Annotated in this window: 12 protein-coding genes; 8 read left to right on the top strand and 4 right to left on the bottom strand. The window is 63.2% G+C overall.

What is annotated here, in order from left to right; all coding sequences use genetic code 11:
* Positions 1-6: 6 nt before the first annotated feature.
* Positions 7-837 carry a carbon-nitrogen hydrolase family protein gene (locus AB9K35_RS23140; RefSeq protein ID WP_369929787.1) on the top strand — a complete coding sequence of 277 codons (831 nt, stop codon included), beginning with the start codon at positions 7-9 and terminating at the stop codon, positions 835-837.
* Positions 837-1,277, top strand: coding sequence for a MarR family transcriptional regulator (locus AB9K35_RS23145; protein ID WP_222454417.1), 441 nt, complete (start codon positions 837-839; stop codon positions 1,275-1,277). The genes AB9K35_RS23140 and AB9K35_RS23145 overlap by 1 nt, the downstream gene beginning before the upstream one ends.
* Positions 1,278-1,591: 314 nt before the next feature.
* Here AB9K35_RS23145 and ubiG read toward each other — a convergent pair whose 3' ends face one another.
* Positions 1,592-2,338, bottom strand: coding sequence for a bifunctional 2-polyprenyl-6-hydroxyphenol methylase/3-demethylubiquinol 3-O-methyltransferase UbiG (ubiG, locus tag AB9K35_RS23150; RefSeq protein WP_369929789.1), 747 nt, complete (start codon positions 2,336-2,338; stop codon positions 1,592-1,594).
* Positions 2,339-2,388: 50 nt separating this feature from the next.
* On the opposite strand from ubiG, the gene pip reads away from it, so the two are divergent.
* From pip to infB, 6 genes are all read left to right on the top strand, one after another.
* Positions 2,389-3,369 (top strand): prolyl aminopeptidase, encoded by a 981-nt coding sequence (pip, locus tag AB9K35_RS23155; protein WP_369929791.1) that lies wholly within the window; start codon positions 2,389-2,391, stop codon positions 3,367-3,369.
* On the top strand, positions 3,366-4,211 hold the full coding sequence (locus AB9K35_RS23160; protein ID WP_369929793.1) for an ABC transporter substrate-binding protein: 846 nt from the start codon (positions 3,366-3,368) through the stop codon (positions 4,209-4,211). The genes pip and AB9K35_RS23160 overlap by 4 nt, the downstream gene beginning before the upstream one ends.
* A 181-nt stretch (positions 4,212-4,392) precedes the next feature.
* Positions 4,393-4,983: a ribosome maturation factor RimP gene (rimP, locus tag AB9K35_RS23165; protein ID WP_222454421.1), complete on the top strand. Its 591-nt coding sequence runs from the start codon at positions 4,393-4,395 to the stop codon at positions 4,981-4,983.
* Positions 4,983-6,602, top strand: coding sequence for a transcription termination factor NusA (gene nusA, locus AB9K35_RS23170; RefSeq protein ID WP_369929795.1), 1,620 nt, complete (start codon positions 4,983-4,985; stop codon positions 6,600-6,602). Before rimP ends, nusA begins: the two co-directional genes overlap by 1 nt.
* A 24-nt stretch (positions 6,603-6,626) precedes the next feature.
* Entirely contained in the window at positions 6,627-7,247 is a 621-nt protein-coding gene (locus tag AB9K35_RS23175; RefSeq protein ID WP_369929796.1) for an RNA-binding protein, read from the top strand.
* Positions 7,248-7,255: 8 nt separating this feature from the next.
* Positions 7,256-9,730, top strand: a complete 2,475-nt coding sequence (infB, locus tag AB9K35_RS23180; RefSeq protein WP_222454424.1) for a translation initiation factor IF-2 — start codon at positions 7,256-7,258, stop codon at positions 9,728-9,730.
* 482 nt (positions 9,731-10,212) lie between these two features.
* On the opposite strand, the gene mutT is transcribed toward infB, so the two are convergent.
* The 3 genes from mutT to AB9K35_RS23195 are packed head-to-tail and all read right to left on the bottom strand — an operon-like array spanning position 10,213 to position 12,688.
* The gene (gene mutT / locus AB9K35_RS23185) at positions 10,213-10,611 is read right to left on the bottom strand and encodes an 8-oxo-dGTP diphosphatase MutT (RefSeq protein ID WP_369929798.1); all 399 of its coding nucleotides are present in this window, start codon (positions 10,609-10,611) and stop codon (positions 10,213-10,215) included.
* Complete coding sequence (argJ, locus tag AB9K35_RS23190) at positions 10,608-11,834, bottom strand: bifunctional glutamate N-acetyltransferase/amino-acid acetyltransferase ArgJ (protein WP_369929800.1); 1,227 nt, start codon at positions 11,832-11,834, stop codon at positions 10,608-10,610. The genes mutT and argJ overlap by 4 nt, the downstream gene beginning before the upstream one ends.
* Positions 11,835-11,836: 2 nt before the next feature.
* Positions 11,837-12,688, bottom strand: a complete 852-nt coding sequence (locus AB9K35_RS23195) for a peptidylprolyl isomerase (protein ID WP_369929802.1) — start codon at positions 12,686-12,688, stop codon at positions 11,837-11,839.
* Positions 12,689-12,808 lie beyond the last annotated feature (120 nt).

A 12,808-nucleotide genomic window follows, 5' to 3' on the forward strand; every position in this document is an offset into this window, starting at 1 on the left:
CCTGCCATGCGTACGGCGCTGCTACAGATGACGTCATCCGATGATCCGGCTGAGAACCTGAAAACGGTGCAGCGGATGATGGCGGAGGCCGTCGCATCGGGGGCAGGTTTCGTCCTGACACCCGAGGTGACCAATTGCCTGTCGGGCAGTCGTACGCATCAGCAACAGGTGTTGCGCCTCGAGGAGGAGGATCCCACGCTGGCCGCCCTGCGTGACGCGGCGGCGCGGCATGGCGTGTGGCTGCTTCTGGGGTCATTGGGCGTCAAGACCCATGATGCCGATGGTCGCTTTGCCAATCGCCAGTTCCTGATCTCCCCCGAGGGCGACGTGGTGGCGCGGTACGACAAGATCCACATGTTCGATGTTGAGGTCTCGGCCGAGGAAACCTACCGCGAATCGGATGGCTACCGGGCGGGAACGCGGGCGGTCGTGGCGACAACACCCTTTGCGAAAATCGGCATGTCGATCTGCTACGATGTGCGTTTTGCCTACCTGCACAGGGCACTGGCCAAGGCAGGCGCGCAGATCCTGACGGTTCCCGCTGCGTTTTCGCATGTGACCGGCGCGGCGCATTGGCATGCGCTCTTGCGTGCCCGTGCGATCGAAACGGGGTGTTTCGTCCTGGCGCCGGCGCAAACCGGAACGCATCCCGCCAGTCGCGGTCCCAGCCGCCGGACCTATGGTCACTCGCTTGCGGTGGCGCCCTGGGGGGAGGTGCTGGCGGATGCTGGCACCGATCCGGGTGTATGCATCGTTGATCTCGATCTTGAAAAGGTGGAAGAAGCGCGCAAACGCGTGCCTTCCTTGACCCATGACCGGGAGTTCGACGGACCCTGATGGACGAAAACCATTCCCTGGCAGTCTCATTGTTCAGCGAAATCCTGATGGCTGATCAGCTCGCCCGTGCCCGGTTGAGCAAGGTGCTCCCCAAGGGGATGGAGCTGTCGCATTTTTCGGTGCTGAACCATCTGGGCCGGGCCGGGTTGGAACGTTCGCCCGCGCAGCTGGCCAAGGCGTTTCACGTGACACGCGGTGCCATGACCAACACGCTGAACAAGCTGGAGGTGGCGGGCTATATCCACGTGCGGCCTGATTGGGATGACGCCCGGCGCAAGATGGTGGCGATCAGCCCGGCGGGCAAGCAGGCCCGGGATGCGGCGCTGGCAGGGATTATCCCGGTGATTTCCGAGGTGGTCGATGAACTTGGCAGCGACAAGGTGCGCGCCACCCTGCCGATCCTTCGGGAACTGCGCGGAAAGCTGGAAGACACCGGCTGACGCCGCAGAGGTGGAAAGTCTGTCCAGATGCCAAAAGGGCGCCCCAGGAAGGGCGCCCTTTTCCCCGTCGGTCCCCCATCAATCCGTGAGTGGCGGTTTGATAACCGTGGGGCAATCCGCCGATTGCGGATCCGGTCTATTTGGAGCGGGAGGAATATCCTCCGGGTGGAGCGAAATCTAATTCGATCTCGCAATCACAGATTACCAAAGGATGCCGGTCCGCCAAAGAGAGCATAGGGATTACTACCTATCCGATGGGATAGGGGGATGGGATGTGGGAAACGGGCAGGCCGTTCTTGGTGCAGTTTCCCGCGTCAGCGCGGCTTGGTGCTGGCGGTGACGTAATTCACCGACAGGTCACGATCCGAGATGGACCAGCTCCAGGTGATCGGATTGAACACGAACCCCTTGCGGTCCACCGGCGTCAGCCCGGCCTTGCGCAGCAACTCGAACAGCTCATCCGGGGTGATGAACTTGGCCCAGACATGGGTGCCGCGCGGCAGCCAGCGCATGATCACCTCGGCACCGACGATGGCCATGGCATAGCTTTTGGCGTTGCGGTTGATGGTCGAACAGATCTGTAGCCCACCCGGTTTCAGCAGGGCCTGTGTCGCGCTCAGATAGCTTTGCGGGTCGGCGACATGCTCGACCACTTCCATGTTCAGCACCACGTCAAACTGCTCGCCCGCCTCTGCCAGCGCTTCGGCGGTGACATGGCGGTAGTCGATCTCCAGCCCGGATTGCGCGGCATGGATGCGGGCGACCGGCAGGTTGCCCTCGGCGGCGTCGGCACCGACCACGGTGGCGCCCAGCCGCGCCATTGGTTCGCTCAGCAGCCCGCCGCCGCAGCCGATGTCCAGCAGGCGCAGCCCTTCAAACGGGGCCTGTGACGTCAGGTCGCGGCCGAACTCGCCGGCGATCTGGCGGGTGATATAATCCAGACGGCAAGGATTCAGCATGTGCAGCGGTTTGAACTTGCCATTTGGATCCCACCATTCCGCGGCCATCGCCTCGAATTTTGCGATCTCCGCAGGGTCGACCGTGGACTGATGCGCTTGCATTCCTGTCTCCGTGTGCTCTTTTGTAGTCTGACGTCTCACTAAGGTCAGTAATGGATAGATACCCCGACCAAAAGCGCGCAGTGCATTATCTTTACCCGCCGGTCGAAGCTTTTGACCAGCGCATGATCGACGCAGGCCAGGGCCACCGCATCTATGTCGAGCAGAGCGGCAACCCGAATGGCATCCCCGTCGTCGTGTGCCACGGCGGCCCCGGCGGTGGCAGCAGCCCGGCCATGCGGCGCTACTTCGATCCGGATGTCTATCGCATCGTGCTGTTCGACCAGCGCGGCTGCGGCCGCTCGCGCCCGCATGCGTCCTGCGAGGACAACACTACCTGGCACCTCGTGGCCGACATGGAGCTGATTCGCCGCCAGCTGGGTATTGAGAGCTGGATCCTGTTTGGTGGCAGCTGGGGGGCGACCCTGGCGCTGGTCTATGCCCAGACGCATCCCGACCGTGTCAGCCATATCGTGCTGCGCGGCGTGTTCCTGATGACGCAGGGCGAGCTGGACTGGTTCTACGGCGGTGGCGCAGGCAAGTTCTGGCCGGAAAACTGGGCCCGCTTCGTCGCGCTGGTGCCGGACCATGAGCGGGGCGACATGATCGGCGCCTACCACAAGCGGTTGTTTTCCGGAAACCTCGAGGAAGAGGTCCGCTTTGGTCGCGCCTGGTCGGCTTGGGAAAACGCGCTGGCCTCGGTGCATTCCAATGGTCACAGCGGCGAAAGCCCCGGCGACTATGCCCGCGCTTTCGCCCGCCTGGAGAACCATTATTTCATCAACAAGGGCTTCCTGGATTACGATGGGCAGATCCTCGCCAACATGGGGCGCATTTCGCATATCCCGGGCATTATCGTGCAGGGGCGCTATGACATGATCTGCCCGCCGTCCTCGGCCTGGCGATTGAATGAGCTGTGGCCAAATGCGGAGTTGAAGATGGTGCGCAATGCGGGCCATGCTTTGTCAGAACCCGGAATCAGCGCTGAGCTGGTCCGGGCCATGGACCGGATCGCAGGAGAGCTTGTGTCATGACGCGCATCGACCGCCGCGCGCTGTTCACCTCGGGTGCTGCGGCCGCCTTGCTGGCGGCGGCGGGCGGTTCCGTCGATGCGGCCCCCAAGGCGGGCGGCACCCTGCGGCTGGCAGTCCCGCGCGAGGGCGGCCTGCTGGAGCAGGCGGCGCGCGGTGCGGTCTATGACAGCCTGACCGAGATTGGCCCCGACGGGCTGCTGCGCGGCGAGCTGGCCACCGCCTGGCAATCGGCGCCCGATGCGCGCAGCTGGACCTTTGAATTGCGCCAGGGGGTTGCCTTCCATGATGGCCGCGCGCTGAGCGCCGATGACGCGGCCGCCTCGTTACGGGGGCAAGGCATCGCGGGGGCGGAGTTGCAGGACGCCACGGCGCTGGGCAGCCACCGCCTGCTGGTGGAACTGGCTGAGCCGAACCCGCATCTTCCGTATCTTCTGGCCGCCGCGGATCAGGTGATCGCGCCGGGTGGCGATCTGCCCGCGGCGCTGGGCGCGGTTCCGGGCACGGGCTGCTACCGGGTGGAGCGCGTGCAGGAAGGGCGTCATTTCCGCGCGTCGAAAGTGGCGGATCATTACAAGGCCGGTACTGCGGGCTGGGCCGACGCGGTGGAGATCATCGTAATCCCGGATGCAAAGGTGCGGGCCGAGGCGCTGCGCGAGGGCTACGTCGATGTCGCAGCCTTGCCGGAACCGCGCGGGTTGCTGAAACGGGGCGAGTTTTTGTATTACCCCTCGGCCAGCGACATGGCGCTGGCGGCGCGCCACAACGTCGGCCTGCCGCGCCGGATCGGCCAGCGCGCACCGCTGGACGATGGCCGCATCGCGGAACGCTGGTGGCTCGCCTGAGCGGCCCGGACCGGGGCGCGAACAAGACAAGCCTTGCAGTTTTTCCCGATTGCCCCTATATGCCTTTGACAACAGCGGCGCGTTGAACCCTGGTTCAAGGCTCCACCGGGAATATCGACGGGCCGCGCGCCCGTTTTTTTGTGCTTGCAGGAGGGCTCCTGCGACCCCAAGTGGAGGTCAGATGACCAACGACCTTATAGCCAAAGCTGCCATTGATCGGCGCCTGGCCGAGATCGTCACTCCGGTGATTGAGGATCTGGGTTACGAGTTGGTGCGCATCCGGCTGATGTCCGGAAAGTCGACGACGCTGCAGATCATGGCGGAAAAGCCTGAAGGTGGCATCGAGGTGGACGACTGCGCCCAGATCTCGAACGCAGTCAGCGCTGTGCTGGATGTCGAGGATCCGATCCTCGACGCCTACGCGCTGGAGGTGTCCAGCCCCGGCATCGACCGTCCGCTGACGCGGATGAAGGACTTCGAGATGTTCGAAGGCTACGAGGCCAAGCTGGAAACCGCCGAGCTGGTCGACGGCCGCCGCCGCTTCAAGGGGGAGCTGGCAGGCACCGAAGGGGACGAGGTCCTGATCAACATCGACGATCAGGGCGAGACTGTGACCATCGGTTTGAAGTTTGACTGGCTGAGCGATGCCAAGCTGGTGCTGACCGATGAACTGATCAAGGAAATGCTGCGCCAGCGCAAAGAGGCCGGCACGCTGAACGAAGACGCATTCGACGAAATCGAGACCGAAGAGTCTGACGAGGAGAACAAGTAATGGCTATCACCTCTGCAAACCAGCTGGAGCTGTTGCAAACCGCCGAGGCCGTGGCACGCGAAAAGATGATCGACCCCGGTCTGGTGATCGAGGCGATGGAAGAGAGCCTGTCGCGCGCAGCCAAAAGCCGTTACGGCGCCGAGATGGACATTCGGGTGTCGATTGACCGCAAGACCGGTCGCGCCACCTTTACCCGCGTGCGCACCGTGGTCGCGGATGAGGATCTGGAAAACTACCAGGCCGAGATGACCGTCGAGCAGGCGCGCCAGTACATGGCCGATCCGAAGGTCGGTGACACCTACGTCGAGGAGGTGCCGCCGGTCGAGATGGGCCGGATCGCGGCCCAGTCGGCCAAGCAGGTGATTCTGCAGAAGGTCCGCGAAGCCGAACGTGACCGCCAGTACGAAGAGTTCAAGGACCGCGCTGGCACCATTATCAACGGCCTGGTCAAGCGCGAGGAATACGGCAACGTCATCGTCGACGTGGGTGCCGGCGAAGCAATCCTGCGCCGCAACGAGAAGATCGGCCGCGAAAGCTACCGCCCGAACGACCGCGTGCGCTGCTACATCAAGGATGTGCGCCGCGAGCCGCGCGGCCCGCAAATCTTCCTGTCGCGCACCGCGCCCGAGTTCATGGCCGAGCTGTTCAAGATGGAAGTGCCGGAAATCTATGACGGCATCATCGAGATCAAGGCCGTGGCCCGTGACCCCGGTTCGCGCGCGAAGATCGCCGTGATTTCCTATGACGGCTCGATCGACCCGGTCGGCGCCTGTGTCGGTATGCGCGGCTCCCGCGTGCAGGCCGTGGTGAACGAGCTGCAGGGCGAGAAGATCGACATCATCCCGTGGAACGAGGATCAGCCGACCTTCCTGGTGAACGCGCTGCAGCCCGCCGAAGTGACCAAGGTGGTGCTGGACGAGGAAGCCGGCAAGATCGAAGTTGTGGTGCCGGAAGAGCAGCTGTCGCTCGCCATCGGCCGCCGCGGCCAGAACGTGCGTCTGGCGTCGCAGTTGACCGGTCTCGATATCGACATCATGACCGAGGAAGAAGAGTCGGCCCGCCGCCAGAAGGAATTCGAGGCCCGCACCAAGCTGTTCATCGAGACCCTGGATCTGGACGAGTTCTTCGCCCAGCTGCTGGTCTCCGAGGGCTTTACCAACCTCGAGGAAGTGGCCTATGTCGAGCTGGACGAGCTTCTCGTCATTGACGGTGTCGACGAAGGAACCGCCGAGGAGCTGCAGGCCCGGGCCCGCGACTACCTCGAAGCGCAGGCCAAGGCTGCCCTGGATGCCGCTCGGGAGCTGGGCGCAGAAGAGAGCCTGATCCAGTTCGAGGGGCTGACCCCGCAGATGGTCGAGGCCCTGGCCAAGGACGACGTCAAGACGCTGGAAGATTTCGCCACCTGCGCGGATTGGGAACTGGCCGGTGGTTGGACCAACAATGGCGGTGAGCGGGTCAAGGATGACGGTATCCTCGAGCCCTTCGGCATGACGCTGGAAGAAGCTCAGGATCTGGTGATGACCGCTCGTATCGCGCTGGGCTGGGTCGATCCGGCAGAGCTGGAAGCCGAAGCCGAGGGCGAAGACGGCGAAACTGGCGAAGAGGAAGGCGAAGCCTGATCGGGTTTCGTACGGGAGTACTGAATGACACGCGGTGGCGCACAGAAAGACCGGTCTGAAGGAAGCGAACGCAAATGTATCGCGACCGGAGAGACGGAACCCAAGCAGGGTCTCATCCGTTTTGTGATGGGCCCTGACGGGCAGGTCGTGCCGGACGTCCTGGGCAAACTGCCGGGCCGCGGTGTGTATGTCTCCTCCAGCCGCGCGGCCTTGTCTGCCGCGGTGAAGAAGAAACTGTTTGCCCGCGGTTTCAAGGCGCAGGTCCAGTTACCTGAAAACCTGGAGCAGGAGGTCGAGCGACAAATCGTGCGGCGCCTGGTCGAACTCCTGAGCCTGGCCCGCAAGTCCGGCGACGCGGTCGCGGGATATGAAAAGGTCAAGGATTGGCTGTCCAAGGAAGAGGCCCGGGTTCTGATCCAGGCCTCGGACGGCTCCGGGCGCGGAAAGTCGAAGCTGAGCACCCCTTACAAGGGTAAATTCATCGGCTGCCTCACGGCGGACGAGCTGGGAATGGCATTTGGGCGCCAAACTGTGATACATGCAGCCCTCGCCTCTGGCGGACTCAGCAAACGTGTTGTAGATGAGGCGCAGCGATTGCAAGGTTTGCGCGAAATGGTGGGCGGCAAGGGCCGCACGGAAGGATAAGTAGCTTTATGAGCGATAGTGACGGCAAAAAGACACTGGGTCTGCGTGGGAGTTCCCGTCCGGGGAACGTGAAACAGAGTTTCAGCCATGGACGGACCAAGAATGTCGTGGTGGAAACCAAGCGCAAACGCGTCGTGGTTCCCAAGCCGGGTGCGGCCAAGGGCGGCAGCGGTGCCGTGCCTGCCGGCTCCGGTGGGCGTCGGCCTGCCGGCATCAGCGACGCAGAGATGGAACGCCGCCTGAAAGCCCTTCAGGCCGCCAAGGCCCGCGAAGCCGAGGAAGCCGCGCAGCGCGAAGCCGAGGAAAAGGCCCGCGCCGAAGAGCGTGAGCGCCGCCGCGCCGAAGCGGAAGCCAAGGAGCGTGAACAGCGGGAAGCTGAAGAACGCGCCCGTCAAAAGGCCGAGGAAGAAGAGCGCAAGCGTCGCGAGGAAGAGGAAGCCGCCAAGCGTGCCGCTGCAGCCCCGGCTGCTGCGCCCAAGGCTGAGCGCCCCGCGCCGAGCAAGCCTGCGCCGTCCTCCACCCCGCGTAAAGCCGACCGTGACCGCGAGCAACGCCCTGCCCGTGGCAAGGGCCGCGATGACAACCGTCGTTCCGGCAAGCTGACACTCAGCCAGGCCACCGGCGGCGAAGGTGGACGCCACCGCTCTGTTGCGGCGATGAAGCGCAAGCAGGAACGCGCCCGTCAAAAGGCGATGGGTGGCTCGGTCGAGCGTGAAAAGGTTATCCGCGACGTCCAGCTGCCCGAGGCCATCGTGGTCTCCGAGCTGGCGAACCGGATGGCGGAACGCGTGGCCGACGTGGTCAAGGAGCTCATGAAAATGGGCATGATGGTCACGCAGAACCAGACCATCGACGCCGACACCGCCGAGCTGATCATCCAGGAATTCGGCCACAACGTGGTGCGGGTTTCCGACGCCGACGTCGAAGACGTGATTTCGGATGTGGAAGACAAGGACGAGGACATGGTTCCGCGTCCGCCGGTCATCACCATCATGGGCCACGTTGACCACGGCAAGACCTCGCTGCTCGACGCGATCCGCGACGCCAAGGTCGTGGCGGGTGAAGCCGGCGGCATCACCCAGCACATCGGCGCCTATCAGGTGCAGACCGATGACGGCGTGACGCTCAGCTTCCTCGATACACCGGGCCACGCGGCCTTTACCTCGATGCGTTCGCGCGGTGCGCAGGTGACGGACATCGTGGTGCTGGTTGTTGCGGCGGATGATTCGGTCATGCCGCAGACGGTCGAAGCCATCAACCACGCCAAGGCGGCTGGTGTGCCGATGATCGTTGCGATCAACAAGATCGACAAACCGGCGGCCGACCCCAACAAGGTACGGGCCGAACTGCTGCAGCACGAGGTGGTCGTGGAAGCGATGTCCGGCGATGTTCAGGATGTCGAAGTCTCCGCAGTCACCGGCCAGGGTCTCGACGACCTGCTGGAAGCCATTGCGCTGCAAGCGGAAATTCTGGAACTGAAAGCCAACCCGGACCGTGCCGCCCAAGGTGCCGTGATCGAGGCGCAGCTGGATGTGGGCCGTGGCCCCGTGGCAACCGTTCTGGTTCAGAAAGGTACGCTGCGCCAGGGCGACATCTTTGTTGTGGGTGAGCAGTACGGTAAGGTCCGTGCGCTGATCAACGACAAGGGTGAGCGCGTGCAGGAAGCCGGCCCGTCGGTTCCGGTCGAGGTCCTCGGCCTGAACGGCACGCCGGAAGCCGGTGACGTTCTGAACGTGACCGAGACCGAGGCCCAGGCCCGCGAGATCGCGGAATACCGCGAGCAGGCCGCCAAGGACAAACGCGCCGCTGCCGGTGCTGCGACCACGCTGGAACAGCTGATGGCCAAGGCCAAGGAAGACGAAAACGTCTCCGAGCTGCCGATCCTAGTCAAGGCTGACGTGCAGGGTTCCGCCGAAGCCATCGTTCAGGCGATGGAGAAGATCGGCAACGACGAGGTGCGTGTCCGGGTGCTGCATTCGGGCGTTGGTGCCATCACCGAAACCGATGTCGGCCTTGCCGAAGCCTCGGGCGCACCCATCATGGGCTTCAACGTCCGTGCCAACGCGTCGGCGCGCAACACCGCCAACCAGAAGGGCGTGGAGATCCGCTATTACTCGGTGATCTATGACCTGGTGGATGACGTGAAGGCGGCGGCTTCGGGCCTGTTGTCGGCGGAGATCCGCGAGAACTTCATCGGCTACGCGCAGATCAAGGAAGTCTTCAAGGTCACCGGCGTTGGCAAAGTTGCCGGCTGTCTGGTCACCGAAGGCGTTGCCCGCCGCTCGGCCGGCGTGCGTCTGCTGCGTGACAACGTGGTCATCCACGAAGGCACGCTGAAGACTCTGAAGCGTTTCAAGGACGAGGTGGCAGAGGTTCAGTCGGGTCAGGAATGCGGTATGGCGTTCGAGAACTACGACGATATCCGCCCCAATGACGTGATCGAGATCTTCGAGCGCGAAGAAGTGACCCGAACGCTGGATTGATCTCTCTCCGCGAGCGAAAGTTTGAAGCCCCGGCAGGTCCTGCCGGGGCTTTTTCGTTTCTCGTAAGGCTAGGGCAACAAGGGTTCTGACCTCTGGCGGTCTTTGAAATCGCACTGGCTGTTGGGCATGCCATGCAGACAGGAATTGAGACGTGACACGAAAAAAGGGCAGCCCCGGTGGGCTGCCCTTCTTGCCTGGGAAGCGTGAGTGGCGGCTCAGGCGAAGGGTGCGTCGTAACCGTGTGCCACATGCGGCCCGCACCCTGTGATCCCGCGTAAGAGGGATGCCTGTATGAAACTCCGCAGAGCCTTGAATTGTTCCCGGATCAAGGTCGCTGCGGTTAGATCTGCCTCTTTGTCCTCGTCTGCTCTACGGTCAAATTTCGGACAAATTGGTTAATAATTAGTTCATGGCCGTCGAGTTGATGCCATTGGTGCCAGGTCAGATGCGTTTTATCATCCGCCCATGGCACCAACGGGATCTTATAGCCAATCCCGCAGTATCGGGATCAGCGGGATGTCGGCGGGCGGCATCGGGTAGTCGCGCAGATCCTGCGGCCGCACCCATTTCAGCGTCTGGCCTTCCTTGGCCTGCGGGATGCCCTCCCATTTTCGGCAGGCAAACAGCGGCATCAGCAGGTGAAAGGTCTCGTAGGAGTGGCTGGCAAAGGTGAGCGGTGCAAGGCAGGACGCCCAGGTGTCGATCCCCAGCTCCTCCTGCAATTCCCGCACCAGCGCGGCTTCGGGCGTCTCGCCGGGCTCGATCTTGCCGCCCGGAAACTCCCAAAGACCGGCCATGGATTTCCCTTCGGGGCGCTGTGCGAGAAGCACACGCCCGTCAGGGTCGATCAGCGCGACCGCGGAAACCAGAACCGTCGTCATGACCGGTAGTCTGCATTGATGGAGATATACTGATCGGTCAGATCGCAGGTCCAGACGGTCGCCGTGCCGGTACCTAGGCCGAGATCGACCTTGATGGTGATCTCTTCCTTCTTCATTTCGGCGGCGCCCAGCTCTTCACGATAGTTGGGCGAGACCCAGCCTTTCTCTGCCACCAGAACGTCGCCGAAGGAAATCGACAGCAGATCCCTGTCCGCTGCGGCACCGGATTTTCCGATCGCCATCACCACCCGGCCCCAGTTGGGGTCTTCGCCTGCAATGGCCGTCTTGACGAGCGGGGAGTTGGCAATCGCCATGCCGTGCACCTTGGCGTCCTGGTCCGTTGCAGCGCCGGTGATCTGGATCTCGACGAACTTGGTCGCGCCTTCGCCATCACGTACGACCTGATGGGCAAGGTCCAGCATGACCGTTTCCAACGCCTGGGCAAAGGCGGCATTGCCGGTGGCATCCACCCCCGACGCACCGGTTGCGCAGAGCATGAGGCTGTCCGAGGTCGAGGTGTCGCTGTCGACGGTGATGCAGTTGAAGCTGCGATCGCAAATCTCGCTGAGCAGCGCCTGAAGGGCTGCCTGCTCGACGCGTGCGTCGGTGAAAATGTAGACCAGCATCGTCGCCATGTCCGGGGCAATCATGCCCGAGCCCTTGGCGATACCCGCGATCTTCACGGTCTTGCCGTCGATCTCCACCGTGGCGCTGGCCCCCTTGGCAAAGGTGTCCGTGGTCATGATCGCCTTGGCGGCCCCTTCGAGTGCCGTCGGATCCAGCCCGGCAGTAAGTTCGGAGATCTTTGCAATGATGCGGTCATGCGGCAAGGGTTCGCCGATCACACCGGTCGAGGCGGTGAAGACACGCTCGGCCGGGAGCCCCGTGGCATCGGCGACCGCAGCAGTGATTTCTGCCACGGAAGTTTGCCCGTAGTGCCCGGTAAAGGCGTTGGAATTTCCGGAGTTCACCAGGATGGCGGCACCGGCGCTGGCGTCACCGCCAAGTTTTTCCTGGCAATCCAGTACAGGCGCCGAGCGGGTCTTGGACCGTGTGAAGACCCCGGCCACCGAGGTGCCGGGATCCATCACCGCCAGCATCACATCGGTGCGGCCCTGGTATTTGACCCCGGCCGCGGCCGTGGCAAAACGCACGCCCTCGATCTTGGGAAGGTCGGGGAAACTGGCCGGGGCCAGCGGTGAAACGGGAAGGTTTTTTGCCATCATCAGTTCCTAATCAGGCTCAGATCCTTGAGGATCGCGGGGTCCAGATCGTCGATCTCGGGGCGGTCGATCTCGGCCGCGGCGGTCAGCTCGTTCACGCGGTCTTCCACGGCGGCCTGGCTCAGTTCATCCGCCAGCTGCCCACGCACCTCCTCGAATTCGGGGGCTTCGGTCTTGCGGCGATCGTGCAGCAGGATCACGTGCCAGCCGAACTGGGTTTTCACCGGGTCGGAGACCTCGCCGGACTTCAGCGCCAGCACGGCCTCTTCGAACTCGGGTACCATGCGTCCGGTGGTGAACCAGCCCAGGTCGCCGCCGTTCGGCCCGGTTGGCCCGGTGGAGCGCTCCTTGGCAAGCGTGGCGAAGTCGGCGCCGGCATCCAGCTCTTTCTTGACGTCAATGGCGTCTTCTTCGCTTTCGACTAGGATATGGGCCGCATGGAACTCGTCACCCCCGTCACCGGTCGCATATTTGGCGTCATAGGCGGCGCGGAGCTTGTCGTCGGTGACGGCCTTTTCCATGATCATCTGGATGACGTCGGCGGCCAGCATCGCGCGCTCTTCGTTGTCGAGCGACAGCTGCACGTATTTCGGCACGGCGCCATGCAGTTGCTGCTTCAGCGCGGTCTGCTGCACCAGCTGGTCGAGGATGGCGTTATACAGCACGTCATCGGGCAGTTGCTTGTACTGGGTCGGCAGGTTTTCGCGGGCCATGACCATATGGCCAATGGTGATGTCTTCGCCGTTGACGCTTGCCACCACGGTATTCGCATGCGGTTCCGCAAGCGCGGGCAGGGGGAGCGCCATGGAGGCGGCCAGCGTCATGCCCCGCAGAAAAGTGAGACCTTTGCGCATTGAATTCATCCTATTCCTTGGCCGCAGCGGGGCGCGGCGTTGACACTCTATACCCTGCCGCTTACATCGCTTTGAGGCCATCGGCAGGACCGTCTTTCCACCATTGTTTATGGGTTGCGG

The sequence above is a fragment of the Leisingera sp. XS_AS12 genome (genome assembly GCF_041224635.1).
In the GTDB taxonomy this organism is placed as follows: Bacteria; Pseudomonadota; Alphaproteobacteria; order Rhodobacterales; family Rhodobacteraceae; genus Leisingera.